The sequence below is a fragment of the Halobacteriovorax vibrionivorans genome (assembly GCF_003346865.1).
Classification (GTDB): Bacteria; Bdellovibrionota; Bacteriovoracia; order Bacteriovoracales; family Bacteriovoracaceae; genus Halobacteriovorax_A; species Halobacteriovorax_A vibrionivorans.
Window position 1 is genome coordinate 276,724 of the sequence record NZ_QDKL01000001.1, and the last position, 18,177, is coordinate 294,900.

General features: G+C 36.0%; 19 protein-coding genes. 9 read left to right on the forward strand and 10 right to left on the reverse strand.

What is annotated here, in order from left to right:
• Positions 1 to 22: 22 nt before the first annotated feature.
• The 4 genes from miaB to clpS form a co-directional block, all read right to left on the reverse strand.
• Entirely contained in the window at positions 23 to 1,498 is a 1,476-nt protein-coding gene (miaB, locus tag DAY19_RS01380) for a tRNA (N6-isopentenyl adenosine(37)-C2)-methylthiotransferase MiaB (protein ID WP_114705396.1), read from the reverse strand.
• Positions 1,499 to 1,791: 293 nt separating this feature from the next.
• Positions 1,792 to 2,286, reverse strand: a complete 495-nt coding sequence (locus DAY19_RS15500; RefSeq protein ID WP_158536732.1) for a histidine biosynthesis protein HisIE — start codon at positions 2,284 to 2,286, stop codon at positions 1,792 to 1,794.
• Positions 2,287 to 2,665: 379 nt separating this feature from the next.
• Positions 2,666 to 5,008 (reverse strand): ATP-dependent Clp protease ATP-binding subunit ClpA, encoded by a 2,343-nt coding sequence (gene clpA / locus DAY19_RS01390; RefSeq protein WP_114705398.1) that lies wholly within the window; start codon positions 5,006 to 5,008, stop codon positions 2,666 to 2,668.
• A 17-nt stretch (positions 5,009 to 5,025) separates the two neighbouring features.
• Entirely contained in the window at positions 5,026 to 5,382 is a 357-nt protein-coding gene (gene clpS, locus DAY19_RS01395) for an ATP-dependent Clp protease adapter ClpS (protein ID WP_240406482.1), read from the reverse strand.
• Between the two features lie 109 nt (positions 5,383 to 5,491).
• Here clpS and DAY19_RS01400 point away from each other — a divergent pair, with 109 nt between their 5' ends.
• The 6 genes from DAY19_RS01400 (at position 5,492) to DAY19_RS01425 (ending at position 10,128) form a co-directional block, all read left to right on the forward strand.
• Positions 5,492 to 5,998, forward strand: coding sequence for a tellurite resistance TerB family protein (locus tag DAY19_RS01400; protein WP_114705399.1), 507 nt, complete (start codon positions 5,492 to 5,494; stop codon positions 5,996 to 5,998).
• Between the two features lie 53 nt (positions 5,999 to 6,051).
• Positions 6,052 to 6,735, forward strand: coding sequence for an SH3 domain-containing protein (locus DAY19_RS01405; RefSeq protein ID WP_114705400.1), 684 nt, complete (start codon positions 6,052 to 6,054; stop codon positions 6,733 to 6,735).
• A 93-nt stretch (positions 6,736 to 6,828) separates the two neighbouring features.
• Positions 6,829 to 7,377: an FxsA family protein gene (locus tag DAY19_RS01410; protein ID WP_114705401.1), complete on the forward strand. Its 549-nt coding sequence runs from the start codon at positions 6,829 to 6,831 to the stop codon at positions 7,375 to 7,377.
• A gap of 9 nt (positions 7,378 to 7,386) precedes the next feature.
• Positions 7,387 to 8,610, forward strand: a complete 1,224-nt coding sequence (gene ilvA, locus DAY19_RS01415; protein ID WP_233500228.1) for a threonine ammonia-lyase — start codon at positions 7,387 to 7,389, stop codon at positions 8,608 to 8,610.
• A gap of 11 nt (positions 8,611 to 8,621) precedes the next feature.
• The gene (locus DAY19_RS01420; RefSeq protein ID WP_158536733.1) at positions 8,622 to 9,605 is read left to right on the forward strand and encodes a succinylglutamate desuccinylase; all 984 of its coding nucleotides are present in this window, start codon (positions 8,622 to 8,624) and stop codon (positions 9,603 to 9,605) included.
• Positions 9,606 to 9,621: 16 nt separating this feature from the next.
• Positions 9,622 to 10,128, forward strand: a complete 507-nt coding sequence (locus DAY19_RS01425) for an NADPH-dependent FMN reductase (protein WP_114705403.1) — start codon at positions 9,622 to 9,624, stop codon at positions 10,126 to 10,128.
• 32 nt (positions 10,129 to 10,160) lie between these two features.
• On the opposite strand, the gene DAY19_RS01430 is transcribed toward DAY19_RS01425, so the two are convergent.
• Both DAY19_RS01430 and DAY19_RS01435 read right to left on the reverse strand, forming a co-directional pair.
• A complete protein-coding gene (locus DAY19_RS01430) occupies positions 10,161 to 10,631 on the reverse strand; it encodes a hypothetical protein (RefSeq protein ID WP_114705404.1) in 471 nt (156 codons plus the stop codon).
• Positions 10,618 to 11,913, reverse strand: coding sequence for a hypothetical protein (locus tag DAY19_RS01435; protein WP_133296858.1), 1,296 nt, complete (start codon positions 11,911 to 11,913; stop codon positions 10,618 to 10,620). The genes DAY19_RS01430 and DAY19_RS01435 overlap by 14 nt, the downstream gene beginning before the upstream one ends.
• A gap of 193 nt (positions 11,914 to 12,106) precedes the next feature.
• Here DAY19_RS01435 and DAY19_RS01440 point away from each other — a divergent pair, with 193 nt between their 5' ends.
• A complete protein-coding gene (locus tag DAY19_RS01440; protein WP_114705406.1) occupies positions 12,107 to 12,991 on the forward strand; it encodes a trypsin-like serine peptidase in 885 nt (294 codons plus the stop codon).
• A gap of 2 nt (positions 12,992 to 12,993) precedes the next feature.
• Here DAY19_RS01440 and DAY19_RS01445 read toward each other — a convergent pair whose 3' ends face one another.
• Entirely contained in the window at positions 12,994 to 13,467 is a 474-nt protein-coding gene (locus DAY19_RS01445) for a CarD family transcriptional regulator (RefSeq protein ID WP_114705407.1), read from the reverse strand.
• Between the two features lie 162 nt (positions 13,468 to 13,629).
• On the opposite strand from DAY19_RS01445, the gene DAY19_RS01450 reads away from it, so the two are divergent.
• Complete coding sequence (locus tag DAY19_RS01450) at positions 13,630 to 15,633, forward strand: urocanate hydratase (RefSeq protein WP_114705408.1); 2,004 nt, start codon at positions 13,630 to 13,632, stop codon at positions 15,631 to 15,633.
• A gap of 39 nt (positions 15,634 to 15,672) precedes the next feature.
• Here DAY19_RS01450 and DAY19_RS01455 read toward each other — a convergent pair whose 3' ends face one another.
• Positions 15,673 to 15,927 (reverse strand): hypothetical protein, encoded by a 255-nt coding sequence (locus tag DAY19_RS01455; RefSeq protein ID WP_114705409.1) that lies wholly within the window; start codon positions 15,925 to 15,927, stop codon positions 15,673 to 15,675.
• A gap of 278 nt (positions 15,928 to 16,205) precedes the next feature.
• Between DAY19_RS01455 and DAY19_RS01460 the strand changes: the two genes are divergently transcribed.
• Complete coding sequence (locus DAY19_RS01460) at positions 16,206 to 17,174, forward strand: DMT family transporter (protein ID WP_114705410.1); 969 nt, start codon at positions 16,206 to 16,208, stop codon at positions 17,172 to 17,174.
• 16 nt (positions 17,175 to 17,190) lie between these two features.
• Here DAY19_RS01460 and DAY19_RS01465 read toward each other — a convergent pair whose 3' ends face one another.
• Entirely contained in the window at positions 17,191 to 17,445 is a 255-nt protein-coding gene (locus DAY19_RS01465) for a hypothetical protein (RefSeq protein WP_114705411.1), read from the reverse strand.
• Between the two features lie 219 nt (positions 17,446 to 17,664).
• Positions 17,665 to 18,159: a peptide-methionine (S)-S-oxide reductase MsrA gene (gene msrA / locus DAY19_RS01470; RefSeq protein WP_114705412.1), complete on the reverse strand. Its 495-nt coding sequence runs from the start codon at positions 18,157 to 18,159 to the stop codon at positions 17,665 to 17,667.
• Between the last annotated feature and the right edge of the window lie 18 nt (positions 18,160 to 18,177).

Here is an 18,177-nt window from a genome sequence, read left to right on the forward strand (position 1 = left end):
TCCAAACCCTTGTTATTTCGGGCTATTGTAAGCGTCTTCCTAAGTCTTGAAGAAGTTCACCCTGACATGAAAGAGCTGTTGTACTGATACATTTCACATCAACCCAGTGCCATTTTAGATTAAGATCTTCTGGTCCCTTGAAGTGAATCACGCGATTACAATTCGTTCTCCCCTTCCACTTAGTCTCACCTTTCATTGTATTTGCCCCTTCTACAAGAACACGATACGTCTTTCCAACCATTGTAGAGCGGATCTTTTCCTGGATAGAAAGTTGGAAAGCCTGAACTTCATGCAATCGAGATTTTCTAATTTCTTGTGTTAAGAAGTCTTCCATCTTAGCTGCACGAGTCTTACTTCTTTGAGAGTAGACATAAGAATAGATGAAATCAAATTGAGCTTTCTCAAGTAGATCTAGTGTTTCTTTATGTTCTTCATCTGTTTCATTTACAAATCCACAGATAATATCAGTAGAAAGAACGATTTCTGGCTGGGCCTTACGAAGTTTCTCTAATAGACCAAGGTAATGTTCTTTCGTGTACTCACGATTCATTCTTTGAAGTACAGTATTTGAACCTGATTGAACAGGTAGGTGTAAGTGCTTTGATAATTTCTTAGCTTCACCATGAGCAGCGATAAGATCATCACTTACATCATATGGGTGTGAAGTCGTATATCTTAGAATTTCTAGGCCATTAATTTGATCTAATTCCATAATTAGATCAGATATACGCTCTCCATTTTCTTTTCCAAACGAGTTTACGTTCTGACCAAGAAGCATAACCTCTTGAATTCCTTGATATTCAACGAGTCTTCTTACGTCCTCAACAATTTCGGCCTGCTTTCTAGAACGTTCGCGACCACGTGTATAAGGAACGATACAATAAGTACAATATTTGTCACAGCCTTTGATAATATTAACAAATGCCTGTGGTGTTCCGTGATTAATCTTTGTTTCAATTGAAAAATTAGAAGAGCGGTCCCAAGTATTAACGGAAAACTTATTATCTCCTGCATAAGTTCGGTAAACCATATCGTTAATTGTATCAATAGTGTCTGGGCCAAAAGCAAAATTCAGGTGTTTGAATTTTTTTACAAGATCCTTTCCTTCAGTTTGGGCAACACAACCGCCTACTCCAACAACTAATTCTTCACCTTTCTTCTTTTTTAAGTGTTTCAACTCACCTAATTGTGAATAAAACTTATTATTTGCAAGTTCTCTTACTGCACACGTATTAAAAAGTACTAAACTTGCTTCATCTAGATCTTCAGTATGTGAAAAATTGAGATTTTTTAAATGAGCAAGAATTCTTTCAGTGTCATGATAATTCATCTGACAACCGTAAGTTTTCATCCAAACTTTACGAGGTGGAAAATCCACATCACCTAATCGAATGATACGATCTCCAGTATTTTCGTCTAAGAATGATGTTGCTATGTGATTTTGCTTACTTACACCTAAACCACTTGGAGAATTTAATTCGTTAGTCTGATTTTCCATAAAAACCTCATTTGCCCAGAGACGCCGCTAGTAGTACGGGCCAAAAGTCCTGAACATTAGTATATAAATAGCTGAAATTACGATAAAACCTAGCGAAAAGCTATGAGATAATATCCCATAAACTACTGAAATCATTAGAATTTTATTACCGAATCAGCTATAAAATCTGGCGATAATATGGTCTTTTTTTAGATGTTTTTGAGTGAAATGTAAATGAGATAAGTAAAATTGACCCAGAAATGCAAAGGCCCGCTATAAATAGCGGGCCCTTTATGAATTAAGAATAAATGTTCTTATTTCTTTTTTGCAACTTTTTTCTTAGTAGCTTTCTTCTTAGTCGTTTTCTTCGCTACTTTTTTCTTTGTTGCTTTCTTTTTTGTAGCTTTTTTAGCAGCTTTCTTCTTAGTTGCTTTCTTTGCTACTTTTTTCTTAGTAGTTTTTTTCTTTGCTACTTTCTTCTTTGTTGCTTTTTTCTTAGTAGCTTTCTTCTTAGTTGCTTTTTTCTTAGCTACTTTCTTCTTAGTAGCTTTTTTCTTAGCAACTTTCTTCTTAGTTGCTTTTTTCTTAGCTACTTTCTTCTTAGTTGCTTTCTTTGCTACTTTTTTCTTTGTTGCTTTTTTCTTAGTTACTTTTTTCTTTGTAGCTTTTTTCTTAGTAACTTTCTTTTTTGTAGCTTTTTTCTTTGCTACTTTTTTCTTTGTAGCCTTTTTAGCTACTTTCTTTTTTGTAGCTTTTTTAGCTACTTTTTTCTTAGTTGTCTTTTTAGTAGTTTTCTTTTTAACTGCCATTGACATCCTCCTGGTTTTTTCAATACTTATATTTATGGTAAACATTATTTTATTTGTGTGCAAACAAAAAATAACATTTTGATTAGCATAAGTATCTTTTTTATTTCCCTATGTTCTTTTTTAACTTCGGATTAATTTGGAAATTACTTTAAATTATTTTTAAAGAAAACAGCGAAACAAGCCGACAGCACGGCTTTTTCAAAAAACATAAAAACTTGAAAAACAAGTTATAGACGTTAGTTACAACTTTGAGTTTACAAAAAAATTAACTGAAATTTTTTTTCATTTTTTTTCAAAAAAGAAGCAAAAACTGCCCTTTCAGGGCAGTTTCGCAATTTTTAAAAGTATGTATTTGGGAAGTATTTAATGAATAAAAAGATTAAAAAAGAAGTTTTAGCTCATCATCTTCAACTGTAACTTCAATCTTTCCACCTTGAGTAAGTTTACCGAATAAAACCTCTGTTGAAATTGGCTTCTTAAGCTTCTGATCAATGATTCGAGCAATTGGTCTTGCCCCCATTTTTTCATCAAAACCGTTTTCAGCAAGCCAGATTTTTGCTTTTTCTGTTAAAACGATCTCAATATTCTTAGCTGCTAACTTCATTTCTAGTTGAGAAACGAATTTTTCAACAATCTTAACAATGTACTCAGTAGAAAGTTTATCAAAATGGACAATTCCATCTAAACGGTTACGAAATTCAGGGCTAAAAAAGTTCTTTATGGTCTGATCTCGCTTACCTGTATTCTTTGCAGAAGTCTTGGCAAGACCGATTGCTCCACTGTCCATTTCCTTGGCCCCAGCGTTCGTAGTCATGATTATCACTGTGTTTGTGAAGTCAGTCGTTCTTCCTTGGGAGTCTGTTAATGACCCATGATCCATTACCTGAAGAAGGATATTATAGATATCAACATGTGCTTTCTCTATTTCATCAAGAAGTAACACAGAATGTGGGTTTTTCTTAACAGCATCCGTTAAAAGTCCACCTTGATCATGGCCAACATAACCTGGAGGCGAACCAATTAGCTTACTGACTGAATGTTTTTCCATATATTCAGACATATCGAAGCGTTCTAGATGACAACCTAACTGATTTGCTAGTTGTTTTGCTAATTCAGTCTTACCAACACCAGTAGGTCCAGCAAAAAGGAAGCTTGAAATAGGCTTTCCTTCATCTCCTAAACCTGATTTTGCCATGTAAATTGCTTGTGATACTTCATCAACAGCATGATCTTGGCCAAAAATAAGCATTTTAAGGTTCTTATTTAGGTCTTTTAGCTTATCTTTTTCAGTTGTTTCAACTGTAAGCTTAGGGATATTTGCCATTTTTGCGACAACATCTTCGATATCTTTCTTAGTAATTGAAGATTTCTTCTTCTTTTCAGGACGAATTTGATTTAAAGCACCTGCTTCATCGATAGCATCGATTGATTTATCAGGGTTCTTCCTATCCATTAAGTAACGAGAAGTTAGAGCAACTGCTTCTTTTATGACATTATCAGAGATCTTTACACCATGATAAGTTTCAAACTTCGGCTTTAATCCCTTTAAAATTGCAATTGTGTCTTCATTTGATGGTTCATCAATATCAATTTTTTGGAATCTTCTATTAAAAGCAGGGTCTTTTTCAATGAATTTACGATGTTCGGCATATGTAGTTGACCCGATTACACGTACAACTCCACGACTTAAAGCAGGCTTTAATAAGTTTGATGCATCCATACTTCCGCCAGATGTTGCCCCGGCACCCATAACCGTATGCATTTCATCGATAAAAAGAATCGCTTTTTTGCCATCTTTATCTAGCTTTTCAAGGTCTTTAATAACACCTTTTACTCTTTGCTCGAAATCACCTCTAAATTTTGCACCAGCAACGAGTGCTGCCATATCTAAATTAAAGATTGTTGTTCCCTTTAACACTTCTGGAACATCTTCTTCAACAATTCTCTGAGCTAGGCCTTCAACAATGGCGGTCTTACCAACACCTGCTTCACCAACAAGAAGAGGGTTATTCTTACGTCGACGACATAGAATTTGAACAATTCTCAATGCCTCTTCTTCTCTTCCAACTAAAGGATCAATTCTGTTCTCACGTGCTTGCTCATTTAAATTAATTGTAAACTTTGCAAGAAATGAGTCTCCTTTCTTAGATCTTGATGAGACATCCTCACCTTCAACATATTCAATTCGAGGAATTTCTTCTCCACCTTCTTCATCATCTGAGCTCAATCCATGAGAAATCGCTTTCACGACATCAAATCTTTCAATTCCCTGCTTCTGAAGAGAGTAAAGAGCGAAGCTTTCTTTCTCTTGGAATAGTGAAACAAGAAGATTTACTCCTAAGATCTGGCTTTTCCCACTTGATTGAACATGGATAGCAGCTCTTTGAATAACTCTCTGTAGAGACATGGAGATCTCTGGTTGATATGTGATCCCATTTTCTCGTGCTAATTCTCTCAGTTCATCATTAACAAATTGTTGTTTTGATAAAGAATCGATTTGATCTTCCGTTAGAATACTAAAGTTTGATTCATCGTGAATAAACTCATTGAGTTCACTCTCCATTTCATCAAGATTACCACCACAATATTCGATGATCTCTCTCACATTTTCATCAGATAATAAGGAGAGAAGAACATTTTCTAATGTCAGATATTCATGCCTAAGAGTATTCGCCCTTTGGATCGATTCGTTAATGATGGTTTCAAGTTTTTTTGACATCATTTTCTTTGCTCCTGTGCCTATTCAGGCTCAACGGTACATAATAGTGGATGACCTTCTTTCTTGGCCTCCGAGAGCACCTTGTTCATCTTAGTCTCGGCCACTTCATAGGAATATGTGCCGCAAACTCCGCGGCCATTATTGTGAACATCAAGCATAATCTTCATCGCCTCTTCTTGGCTTCGATTGAAAATATGCATCAATATCCAAATAACAAATTCCATCGTCGTATAATCATCATTATGAAGTACGACATGATATTTTGATGGCTTTTTTACTCTAACTTTATCAGCTACAGCAATATCCCCATCCTCTTCAGTACTAAAGATGGGAGTAAAAATACTCATGTCAATATTAGCGTCTTTTTTAAAATTCAAATTATCTTCTCCACTTCATCAATGATTTTTCTTTCTTTTCTATTATCGCTTATGTGTGCTAATCTTTTCAAGGAGTATACGACTGAAAAATCACTAAAAAAGGTCACTTATGAACTTCTTCGACTTCTTTAAACAAAATAAGAAAACAGATTCAATTAATGATATTCACGACTTCCTCAATAGCACTTTTCCTCACATGGATGAAGAGCGCCTCGTCATTCTCTCTTGTTTCGCTGGACTACTTGCTCGTATTGCCTATACTGATTTCAATGTTTGCCAACGCGAAAAAAGCGAAATGGAAAAAATACTACGAGATGTAACAAATCTTACAGAAGACGAAGCAAAACACGTCACTGAATATTCAATAAAAATGATGAAACAACTTTCTGGTCTCGATACTAGAAGTTATTGTACACCACTTGTGGATATTCTCTCACAAAATGAAAGATATAAAGTATTAAAAGCCTTATTTGCAATTGCTGCTGCCGATGGTGAAGTTGATCGCGTTGAAAGTAACGAGATAAGCTATATTGCAAACTCTCTAGTTCTCGAAAAAAAATATTTCCTTAGCGCACAAGCTGACGTCAAAGAGTATTTAAAAACTTTGCAAGTTTAAAACTATTCTCTACACTTATATAAGTTACTAGAATAATTAAACAAGGAAGTTAAATGAAAGAGATGAATAATTCTTCAACGGAAGAATTTAAGGGGAATTTTAATTTTGCTAGCATCTTAGATAAGAACGAAAAGAAGATTGCAAAGAGCCCTATTTCTAATCTTCTTCAATCCACGACTCAAACTGTTATAGATCGTGAAGAAGAAAATACCGACAATTCTAATGGAAAAGATCAATTATATAAGAAAATAGAAGAATTAGAGCGCAGATTTGAAACAAAAGAAGTAAATGAGAAATTTGAAAGACTAGAATCACTTCTTCAATCAATTATCATTAACCAAAAAAGTGTCAAAGAACAAATTGAGTACAAACCTCAAGAAGAGATCCTTCCAACGGCAAGAGACAACAAAAGTATTATCATTGCCAGTGGAATCTTATCAATTGCCATTATCCTTGGGGCGTTTATTTATACTCCTTCAAAAGAAATTCAGCCTGCGCCAAAGCAAGCAATCAAAGAAGTCATAACTAAAAAAGAGTTCTTCACACCTATTAAATATTTAAACCTTAGAAGTATTCCAAGTACCAAGGGAACAAAGCTTCAAGTAGTAGCGCCAAATACTCGTGTTGAGGTCCTAAAAACTGATGGCGATTGGGTTCAAATTGAATACCGCGATTATTTAAAAAACACTCTTCATACAGGTTGGGTTTACGATCAAAAGAATTTAAAATCTATATAATTTCAACAAGATACAGGGGCTTAACGGCCCCTACCCTTGACACTCTCCCAACTGCTCCCATCTTTATGTTACACAATTAATAAATGAGGTAACATGTTTCCAATATTGCTATTATTATTTACTGTGGTTCCGGCCATTGAGATCTACCTACTATTTTCGATCGGTGGACAAATTGGTGGTGCCAATACATTTCTTGTTGTTGTACTAACAGGGATCATAGGTGCAGCACTAGCAAAGTCTCAAGGCGCAGCTCTTTTAGCAAAAATCCAAGGTGAGCTTTCTCAAGGTCGAGTTCCAGCTTCAAGCTTTATTCACGGACTACTTGTTTTTGGTGGTGGGCTACTTCTTTTAACTCCAGGTTTTTTAACAGATATTCTAGGCCTATCGATGGTTCTTCCTCTTACAAGACATCTTTGGGCCATGTATATGAGAAAGTTCTTTCTTAAATCAATTCAAACAGGAAATATGCAATTTTACTCCTTCAAAAATGGCGGTGGATTCTCATCTTATAGTGGAAATGCTTACAATACTCGAGCTCGCTTTGAGGAACAGTTTGAAAAGGCCCAGGATAATCGTGAAGAAAGTCATGGAGCACGTCAAGTTGACGCAAACACCTTTGAAGTTGACTACGAAAAGAAGTAAGATTTCCTTATGACAGATAAATTAATTGTAGACCTAAATGATATTAAAGAGGCCCGTCTTAATATAGAAAATCGAATTATTAAGACACCTTTAACCTATTCAACAACTTTAAGTGAGAAGTTCAATTGTGAAGTTTATTTAAAACTAGAAAACTTACAATTAACTGGAGCATATAAAGTTAGAGGAGCACTTAATCGCCTCTCAAAACTTTCAGAAGAAGAAAAAGAAAAAGGCGTCATTGCATCTTCAGCAGGAAATCATGCTCAAGGGGTTGCTCTTGCGGCGAAACAGCTCGGTATAAAAGCGACAATTGTAATGCCGGAATCGACTCCACTTGCAAAGATACAAGGAACAAAGAAGTTTGGTGCTGAAGTAATTCTTCACGGTAATTTCTATGATGATGCCTATCAAAAAGCTTTAGAGATCCAAAGAGAAAATGGCCAAGTCTTTATTCATCCATTTAATGATAAAGATATTATTGCGGGACAAGGAACAATTGGGCTTGAGATCTTAGATGAACTAAGTGATGCCGATATTATTGCCGTTCCAATTGGTGGCGGAGGATTAATTTCAGGGATCGCCACTGCAATTAAAGAAAGTGGTTCAAAGTGTCACGTTGTTGGAGTTGAAGCATCTGAAATGCCGGCCATGAAACAATCTCAAGAAAAAGGCCACATCACAACAATTGAAAAGAAGAAAACGATTGCCGATGGAATCGCTGTAACAACTGTTCTTGATAATACCTTTGATATAGTAAAAAAATATGTTGATGAGATAGTAACAGTCAAAGAAACTGAAATTTCTCATGCTATCGTTACCTTATTAGAATACGAGAAGATATTAACAGAAGGCGCTGGAGCCGCATCAGTGGCATCTCTCCTCTATGATCAATTAAGTGATATTAAAGGAAAAAAAGTTGTTCTAGTGGTTAGTGGTGGAAATATAGACTTAAATATTCTTGATCGAATTATTGAAAGAGGACTTGTAACATCTGGACGCTCTTGTTCAATTGTTGTTAATGTTCCCGATACACCTGGTACAATTGCACATATCGCAAGTATCATTGGTGGCAAAGAAGCTAATATTTTAGAAATTCACCACAATAGGGCCTTCACAACAAGTGTTCTTGGAGAAACAGAAGTTGAATTTACACTTGAAACGAGAGGACATTTGCATATTCGTGAAATTGTTGATGAACTGACGTCAAAAGGTTTTAGTGCAAAGCGCGTATAAAAGGATGGCCTGTGACAGAATTTAACTTTCTAAAAACAACAAGAGAAAATGAAGAGCACCTAGAAAAGAGCTCATTTGTAAAAAATGATATTCGTTTTGATATTCTTGATACAGGAATCATTAAGGCAACTCCTAAGCTTCTTTCAACAGAAGATGCTTTTATCATTTCCTGTGGGATTCACGGCAATGAAACGGCCCCAATTGAATTTACAAATGAAATTCTCAATAAACTGGTTGCAGGCTCTTTAAACTTAGTGGCTCCAACTCTATTTATATTTGGTAACCCAAAGGCCATGAATATAGGTAAAAGGTTTAGTGAATACAACCTCAACCGATGCTTTAACGGTGCATATAAGAACTTAGATGAATATTATGAAAAGTCACGAGCAGAAGTTATTGAAAAGGTCTGTTTTGATTTTTATAAAGAGGTAAAAGATAAAGACCTTTTTCACTTCGACCTTCACTGCGCTCTAAAAAAGAGTATGATTGAAAGGTTTGCTCTTGTCCCTAAAAACGAAGAGCGTAAACGTGACGATGAATTTAATCTAATTTTAGCTAATATGGGAATCGAAGCGTCACTCTTTTCACACAAAGAATCAACCGTATTTAGCTCATTTTCATTTACTAACTTTAATGCATTTAGTGCAACTGTAGAGCTTGGCAAAGTTTATCCTTTTGGACAAAACCCACCTGGAAAGTTTCAAGCGGCACAAGAGACTATCGAAAAACTATTAAGTGGACATGAGTTAGAAAAGAAGAAAGCACCAAAGGCATTTACAATCTTTGAATCAATTAATAAAGAATTTGAAGACTTCAAATTTACTTTTGAGGAAGAAGAAAGTGCTAATTTCACCCCTTTTAAAAAAGGTGAGCATATATTTACACAAAATGCACAACCTTACCTTTGCCCGGAAGAAAATTTACGAATGATTTTTCCCAATTCAAAGGTGATACTAGGACAAAGAGCATTATTACTAATCAAGGAACTTGAATAACTGATCAGGAGAAAATATGAGTGACTTTTTAATCGTTGCTGCAAGTGACGGAATGAATTTAAAAATGGCAGAGACACTAGAAAGCCTGTCTAAAGATACGGATGAATCATTTGAAGTTGTAAAATTAAGTGACTTCAACCTTCCTCTTTATACGACTCAAGAAGAGGAAAATGGAATTCCAGAAGATGGGAAAAAGCTAACTGAGAAATTTATTGCTGCAAAGGGATTTGTTTTTCTGACACCTGAATATAATGGCTCTGTTTCACCATCTTTTGTCAATGCAATCGCATGGGTATCTCGTTCGGGTGGAGAATCTTGGAGAGAAGCGTTTGTTAATAAGCCAGCTTTAATCGGAACTCACTCCGGAGGTGGCGGCCAATACGTTCTAGGAGCTATGTTAAATCAACTTTCATTTATTGGTATGAATGTCCTAGGTCGTAAATTACTTACAAATTATGGCAAGCCATTAAATGAAGACGCTGCAAAAGGCGCACTAGAAGAATTAGTAAAAATTGCAAAATAAGAAATAAAAAAGGCTCCTTTTTGGAGCCTTTTTTATTTTTGACATGATTTTAATAGAACGAGTTTTTCAGGTGGTTCAATGACCATTGCACATCCCCCAACCTTCTGAGACTTAGAAGTTGTATTTAACATAAAAGTAATTGTATCTTTAACAACACTACTATTACCTTTTGTATCAACCACATTTACCTGATAAGAAGCTCGATATTGAAAAATCTCTTTATCAATTAACTCGACCTTCTCTATTTTGATATTCGATTTTGAATCTAGAATATATTCTAAGTTTTTAGGATCATCATAATCAGGATCATGATTGAAACGATATTCTTTAAACTCTTCTTTTAAACACTGTTTTTTTGCACCTGTAATAAGACGAATTCCACTCATTTCGATAGAAATTAAATCCTTTGCAACTGTCTTTGGATCTTTATTCTTTGGACAAAGATCACTTGCACTTACAGATATAAATAAAAAGGCTGCTATGAGTATTTTAGTAACCATCATTTAGCCTCCTTTCTCCAAAGCACTGATTAATACATTCTTCACCCTTGAGTTTACCATAGTCTTCATAATAACAGGCAGGGTTGCCAGAATCATGACGAAGAATACTAAAACGTCCACTTCTCATCTTTTGTGAAGAAGCTCTTCCCTGCACTAGTCTCGTACAGGCCGTTCTTGCTTGTGCCAGCAAATTATTGAACATTGTTGAACGCTTAGTTGCATGAATCCTAGCTGAGACTCTTGCTGGCCCATAATTATTTAGGGCACCACTGTGAATATATGTAAAATCAAAATCATTAATCGTTATCGAATTACAGCTATTTGATTCTGCGGCACCGCGAATCCCAAGAGGGTCAGGCCCTGCTGTATCCACCATAAGAACATGGCTTCCCTTTAAATTTATAATATCACCTGACTGAATCGAATATGGAAGATCAAACTCCACAGGCTTTACACACGAATCTGAATTATCTGAAGCGTAATGAAGAGATGTCGTCGTCAGTGAATTAAAGTCACGATCTGATTTATTAAACTTTAATCCTTCCGCTGCAAATGCGGCCGAAATAAACTCAGAACAATCGATACCAGAAGCTTGAACATTATTTTTTGCAACACCTTGACCTCTTGTAAAGAGATTGATTTCACGACTTCTTAGTCCCTTTCTTGAACCATAGCCATAAACAGGAGGCCTCTGAGTTGTATCAATACATTTTTCCGAAGGAAATTCAGGGTCTTTATCCAGCTGACTTAATATTCCATGAGAATTAACCATTGCTTGCCTATTAGTAATAACTCTCTGCTTAAAGTCACTTCCATCAGTCAAGGTTGCAGGACGAGTAGAGACACCACTAAGCCTTGGTGTCGTTTCATCCATAACAAAATCAATTGCATCACAACTTTGATATATCGTTGCTAAGACTCGTCTGGCACCCATCGAGCCTCGCGTATACATAGTGCCATATGCATAATCCTTATCTGCTTCATCGATATTACACTGTCCGGTAAACGACAAGCTTTCATTAATATAGTTATTAACTTCACTAGATGAAGGAAAATTTGTATAATCATCAGTAAGATCTTCCATCGCCTCTTGTGATGATCTGTCTTTAATTGGCCTTCCATCCGGACCAATGACATCATCAACAGCATCAAGAATATCTGATTCTTTATAGATACGTTCGGCCATCATCTGAGATTGACCATTTTGAATTTGGTCACCAGTCATCTGACATGACGTACTCACGGCCAAAATTATGAATATAGAAATAATGTGTTTTAAACTCATCTAAGTTCTCTCATCTCGGTAACTTATCGGTAAATTTCACCATAACTTTAAATGTAATATCAATAACTTATTAACTTCACTCAATAGTATTCATGGGATGTAAGAACTTGTTACAAATTACTCATGACGCTACCCTGTACTTTTTACACATAACGTTGATAGAAGGATGCACGCACAAAAATAAGGAAAGAAAATGAATTTTAACTTCAATGTATTACTCACTCTTACTCTACTTCTATCATCTGTTAACACTCTTGCTATCGATAAGGTTGTTTACGGTGAAGATAATCGACTAGATCAATATGAAGTTATGAATCAAACAAAGCTAGATCTTCAAAGATCAACTCTAGCAATGATACCAAAAAACAAATTAAAGAAACAAAAAAATCAAGACTCAGATACATACAAGGCCATCGACTCTAAAATCAACCTTTGTGAAGGCGAAAGATTTAATAAACAAGTCGACGTTGCAGACTGTTCAGGCTTTCTAATTGAAAAAGATGGAAGACAATATGTTGCAACGGCAGGTCACTGTGCAACTTCAGTAACAGATTGCTACGATAATTACTGGGTTTTTGATTATTCAAAAAAAGATCCTCGCGACGATGCTAGAACAATTGAAGCAAAGAATGTTTATTCTTGTAAGAGAATTGTAGTACAAAAACTTAGCCGTTACACAGGTGAAGACTTCGCCCTAATTGAATTAGATAGAAGAGTTGAAGATCGTGCACCACTTGAATACCGAACGAAGAAATCTGAAAATATTAGAAAAGGTGAAAAAGTATTTGTTATTGGACACCCATCAGGTCTGCCTTCAAAAGTAGCTGCAGGAGCCTATGTACGTGATGATAGCGACTTCTATAGCTTCGAAACAAACCTAGATACATTCTCTGGGAACTCAGGTTCAGCAGTATTCAACGAAGAAACAGGAATCGTTGAAGGAATCCTAGTTCGTGGAGACGAAGACTACAAATACAATGCTCGTAAAGATTGTTACGAAGCAAATGTTTGTAAAATGGGTAGCTGTGGCGGTGAAGAAGTATTCAGAATGAATAGAATTCTCTACCTAGGAAGATAAAACTATAAAGAAAACTTACCTTCCAAGCAAGAGTTCACACGTTCTTTTGCTTGGTTGAGATCCTCATTAAAAACTGCTCCAACTTCAATCGATAGATTCTCAAGTAGCATTTCAAGATATTTCGACTCTGCTGCGCCTTTGTCACTAATTTGAAGTAGCTGTTGAATATTAGTTACAAAAGTATCGATATCTTGTTTTTGAATATTAGACTTAAAGAAGTTAATACGATCCTTTTTAGAGTCAAACTCTAAAGGCTTACTCTCTTCAGTAATACGATCAAGAGTTTTACTTAATTCATTTTCAGAACTTAAAGGGCGAAAAGCATCTTCTTTTACCGTTGGAATCATTGTAGTTGAGCGACCTTCAGTAGACTCAATAATATAAAACTCTGCACCACTCATATCTTTAATTTCTGTTATAACACCAACACCAAAGTTTATTGATACTACTTCTTGTCCGATTTCTAATTTTGGCATAATTCCCCTTTCGTTAGATAATTATTATATCACACTTGAATTCGATTTTCTCTAAGGCATTTGATTCGTAACGAGACACGTCAAATGACACCATTAGCTTTCTAGATAATGAGTAAAGTGATATAAGCCTTTTAATATACATAAGTACAAGGGGTATTAAGAGTGAATAATAATTCTTTTCAACAGGCAATATTAGAAGGTATTCCTAAGGTTTTACCAAAATATAAGAAATATGAAGAAGATATTAACCACGCACCTAAGCGCAAGAAAATACTTAATCAAGAAGAAGAGAAGCTTGCCCTTAAAAATGCACTACGCTACTTCCCAAGTGATTTACATGCTGAACTAATTCCAGAGTTTAAGGAAGAGCTTGAAAAGTACGGTCGTATCTATATGTATCGCTATCGCCCTGATTATAAAATTCATGCGCGATCGATTGATGAGTACCCTCACAAGTCAAAACAAGCAGCGGCCATCATGCTAATGCTTTCAAATAACTTAGACTATGCTGTAGCTCAACACCCTCATGAGCTAATCACTTATGGTGGAAACGGTGCCGTTTTTCAAAACTGGGCCCAGTATCTTTTAACAATGCAATATCTTGCGACAATGACAGATGAGCAAACACTCGTTCTCTACTCTGGTCATCCAGCAGGATTATTTCCATCCCACAAAGATGCACCAAGAGTTGTTGTGACTAATGGAATGATGATTCCAAATTACTCAAAGCCAGATGACTGGGAAAAATTCAATGCACTTGGAGTAACTCAATACGGACAAATGACAGCAGGTTCATTTATGTATATTGGGCCACAAGGAATTGTTCACGGAACAACTATCACTGTTTTAAATGCTCTAAGAAAAATTTCTAAAGAGGCCGTTACTGAAACAGCTGGTAAAGTTTTTGTTACTGCAGGACTTGGTGGAATGTCTGGAGCGCAACCGAAAGCCGCGGTTATCGCAGGTTGTATCGGTGTTGTTGCGGAAGTCAATCCAAAGGCCGTAAAGACTCGCCATGAGCAAGGATGGGTTGATGAAGTTTTCACTGATCTTGATGAGCTAATGGCAAGAATTAAAAAAGCACAAGATAATAAAGAAGCTGTCTCCCTTGCTTACCAGGGAAATATCATTAACCTTTGGGAGAAGATTGCTGACAGTGATCTTCATATTGATATTGGCTCTGACCAAACTTCTCTTCATAATCCTTGGGCCGGAGGTTACTACCCTGCTGATCTTTCATTTGAAGAATCAAATGAGATGATGGCAAATAACCCAGAACAATTTAAAGTTGAAGTTAGGAAGAGTTTAATAAGACACGTAAACGCGGTTAATAAACTTGCAGATAAAGGAATGTACTTCTTTGACTACGGAAATGCATTCTTACTTGAAGCATCTCGCGCAGGTGCTGATATTATGAAAGAAGGATCTACTGAAGACTTCAAGTACCCTTCATACGTTCAAGATATCATGGGCCCAATGTGCTTTGACTATGGCTTTGGTCCATTTAGATGGGTTTGTACTTCTAGCACTCAAGAGGATCTTGATTTAACAGATCAACTTGCAACAGAAGTTCTTGAAAGACTAATGCAAGAGTCACCAAAAGAGATTACACAACAGATGCAAGATAATATTACTTGGATTAAAGGTGCTAAAGAGAACGACCTTGTGGTTGGCTCAAAAGCACGTATCCTTTATGCTGATAGCGATGGAAGAATTGAAATTGCTCTTGCCTTTAATAAGGCCCTTCGTGAAGGAAAGCTTAAGGCACCAGTAGTTCTAGGTCGTGACCACCACGATGTTTCAGGAACAGACTCTCCTTTTAGAGAGACATCAAATATTTATGACGGTTCTCGCTTCACAGCTGATATGGCCGTACAAAACTTCGTTGGTGACTCATTTAGAGGAGCAACTTGGATCTCTCTTCACAACGGCGGAGGTGTCGGTTGGGGTGAAGTTATGAACGGTGGTTTTGGAATGGTTCTCGATGGAAGCGAAGATTGTGATCGCCGTATTAAGTCAATGCTATTTTGGGATGTGAATAACGGAATTAACCGTAGAAGCTGGGCCCGTAATGAAGGTGCAACTTTTGCAATTAAGAGAGCGATGGAAAAAGAGCCTCTTTTAAAAGTCACTCTACCAAATCTCGTTGATGATAAGTTATTATAATAAAAAAGAGAGCTCCCATAAGGGAGCTCTACTTTTATTCTATGCCACAGCTCGATAGTTAAGGCTAAAGGGGTAATATATCTCCTGGGCATCTTTATTAATTATATCTTCGACCAAAGATATAAATTCAAATTCATCTAATCCATTTAAGGAAGCAGCAGTCCAAATTGGTGTTAATTTCTCTGAGAATAAATCGGCATTAAAATCACCATCAATCGTCGTTTCTAAATAGATACCTTGAACTTCATTTCTTGCTTCATTTAAAAATGTTTGCTTAAAATTATCTTTTTGCATTAAACGTCCCCTGAAAAAATAAGTAGCGTGTACTTCATTTCTACAAATCTATTTTGCTACAATTTTTAAATACTAATAATTTTTTTGGATACTCGTTTAATTTCAAGTACTTCTGAAGATGAACAATAAATGATCTTTGCTTTTGTCAAAAAAATTTCGTCACTTTTTCATGGCACCAAACAATTTCAGTTTAAGCCCTTTCAAAACTAACGATATCGTTAGGCTTTTGTCGCTCTTTTCCCATTGTTTTCTATTTCAATTCAATTTATATTGGCCCCATGAAAGGTATAATTCTTCTAAGTATTGCATGTGCGATTTGGGGTATGGGCTTTGCCGGAACTCGCTTTACTCTTGTTGACTATTCACCAGTATGGTCAAATTCTCTACGCTATATTTTTGCCGGTCTTTTCGCTTTATTAATCCTTCTCTTTAGAGGTGATTTTAAAAAGTTATCAAATAACAAAGATGAAGTTATCGGTGGATTAGTTTGCTCAGCGCTACTAATGACTGCTCTTCAACTGCAAACAGTTGGGATTGCACTAACAACAATGGCCAAATCAGGCTTCTTTACAGTCTTTTATGCCGTTATTACGCCAATTATTGCGGTTATCTTTCTTGGACAACGTGTTCGTAAAACCTTCTGGCTCCTTCTCATGACTTCAATGCTTGGGATTATGATGATGAATGGTATGGACTTTAATAATTTTAATATTGGTGATGGTTTTGTCATCGTATCAGCAGTCTTTTTCTCTCTTCATATTATAGCAACAGATCGCTATGCAAATAACGTGGATGCAATTCGTTTTAACTTTCTCCAATGTATCTTCATGGGGATTATGGGATTAGTTTTTGCTCTAATTTATGAAGGAGCAACAAGTCTTGAAGTTCTCTACTCTGCAAAGGCGCTAAGCTTCCCTTCTGCACTATGGGGATTCTTAATCGTCTCTATCTTTTCATCACTAATTGCTTTTTCTCTACAAATAGTTGCACAAAAAACAATCCCTGCTCATATTGTAGGTTTAGTCTTTTTAAGTGAATCAATTTTTGCGGCCTTATTTGGCTACCTATTCTTTAAAGAGACCCTGGACCCTACGGCCATGTTAGGAGCTTTTGTCATTGTAATCTCAGTAGCTCTTGTACCGCGTTTCACTAATATTAAAAAAGAAGATGATAATTCAGATGGTGTTTTTGATGAAATAGAAAATACCGGGGTATCGTCTGTTGTCAACGATACCCGAGTATTATGAAAGTAAAATACAGCAATTAAGCTGCAAGCGGTATATCGTCAGTGAATGGGAAAACGACGTTATCAAAGTAAGTTGGAATAATTTCAGAAACTAAAGTTGAAAACTCATCTTCAGTTAGTCCATTTATTTGGGCATCGGACCAAATAATCACTAATTTCTCATTAAAGACGTCACAGTTGAACTCGCCTTTAATTTTTGATTGAGAGACGATTGATTTAATTTCATCTCTTGCATGGGCAATAAAAGTCTCTCTAAAGTTTTCAATATTCATTTATAAACTCCTCTTCCTTCACTCATGATTGTTGAGCTATTAACTATTATGCGCAAGAAATGTCGAATTCTGAGATAATCTTTACTTTTATGTGATTACAGTACTCTATCTACTGCAACTGGGGATGAGTCGTAGTTAATTTATTTATTGAACATGATCGCGATTGCCTAGAACTTGCGCCACTGTCAATAAAAACATGAGCTTATATTCTCAACAATTTTAGATGAGACAAGATGTTAAACCCTTCTTCTTCAAATATTTTTGATGATATTCTTCTGCCTTTACGTAATTTTTAAATGCTTCTAATTTAGTTACAACGGGATTTGGGAAGCGATTACTTTCATCAAGCTCTTTTATGGCCTTTTCACCTTGAACTCTCTGATCCTCATCCAAATAGAAAATTACACTTCGATATTGGCTACCCACATCTACTCCCTGACGATTAAGTGTCGTAGGATTATGGTTTTTAAAGAAGACATCCAAGAGATTTTCAAATTTGATGACATTAGGATTGTAGGTAATTTTAATGACTTCAGCATGGCCAGTTGTATCAGTACACACTTCTTCATATGTTGTTTGATCCGACTTACCACCAGCATAGCCAACTTCTGTTTCAACTACTCCAGCTAACGTTCGGAAGGTCTCTTCAACACCCCAAAAACACCCTGCGCCAAAAACAGCTATTTGATTTTCATTTGATGTCTCATTGCTCATTGCAAACCTCCGATTTAT

Excerpts from the sequence above, each read along its gene's own strand:
- miaB (WP_114705396.1), bottom strand. The coding sequence starts at position 1,498 with ATGGAAAATCAGACTAACGAATTAAATTCTCCAAGTGGTTTAGGTGTA.
- DAY19_RS15500 (WP_158536732.1), bottom strand. The coding sequence starts at position 2,286 with ATGGCAGTTAAAAAGAAAACTACTAAAAAGACAACTAAGAAAAAAGTA.
- clpA (WP_114705398.1), bottom strand. The coding sequence starts at position 5,008 with ATGATGTCAAAAAAACTTGAAACCATCATTAACGAATCGATCCAAAGG.
- DAY19_RS01400 (WP_114705399.1), top strand. The coding sequence starts at position 5,492 with ATGAACTTCTTCGACTTCTTTAAACAAAATAAGAAAACAGATTCAATT.
- DAY19_RS01405 (WP_114705400.1), top strand. The coding sequence starts at position 6,052 with ATGAAAGAGATGAATAATTCTTCAACGGAAGAATTTAAGGGGAATTTT.
- DAY19_RS01410 (WP_114705401.1), top strand. The coding sequence starts at position 6,829 with ATGTTTCCAATATTGCTATTATTATTTACTGTGGTTCCGGCCATTGAG.
- ilvA (WP_233500228.1), top strand. The coding sequence starts at position 7,387 with ATGACAGATAAATTAATTGTAGACCTAAATGATATTAAAGAGGCCCGT.
- DAY19_RS01425 (WP_114705403.1), top strand. The coding sequence starts at position 9,622 with ATGAGTGACTTTTTAATCGTTGCTGCAAGTGACGGAATGAATTTAAAA.
- DAY19_RS01430 (WP_114705404.1), bottom strand. The coding sequence starts at position 10,631 with ATGATGGTTACTAAAATACTCATAGCAGCCTTTTTATTTATATCTGTA.
- DAY19_RS01435 (WP_133296858.1), bottom strand. The coding sequence starts at position 11,913 with ATGAGTTTAAAACACATTATTTCTATATTCATAATTTTGGCCGTGAGT.
- DAY19_RS01440 (WP_114705406.1), top strand. The coding sequence starts at position 12,107 with ATGAATTTTAACTTCAATGTATTACTCACTCTTACTCTACTTCTATCA.
- DAY19_RS01445 (WP_114705407.1), bottom strand. The coding sequence starts at position 13,467 with ATGCCAAAATTAGAAATCGGACAAGAAGTAGTATCAATAAACTTTGGT.
- DAY19_RS01455 (WP_114705409.1), bottom strand. The coding sequence starts at position 15,927 with ATGCAAAAAGATAATTTTAAGCAAACATTTTTAAATGAAGCAAGAAAT.
- DAY19_RS01460 (WP_114705410.1), top strand. The coding sequence starts at position 16,206 with ATGAAAGGTATAATTCTTCTAAGTATTGCATGTGCGATTTGGGGTATG.
- DAY19_RS01465 (WP_114705411.1), bottom strand. The coding sequence starts at position 17,445 with ATGAATATTGAAAACTTTAGAGAGACTTTTATTGCCCATGCAAGAGAT.
- msrA (WP_114705412.1), bottom strand. The coding sequence starts at position 18,159 with ATGAGCAATGAGACATCAAATGAAAATCAAATAGCTGTTTTTGGCGCA.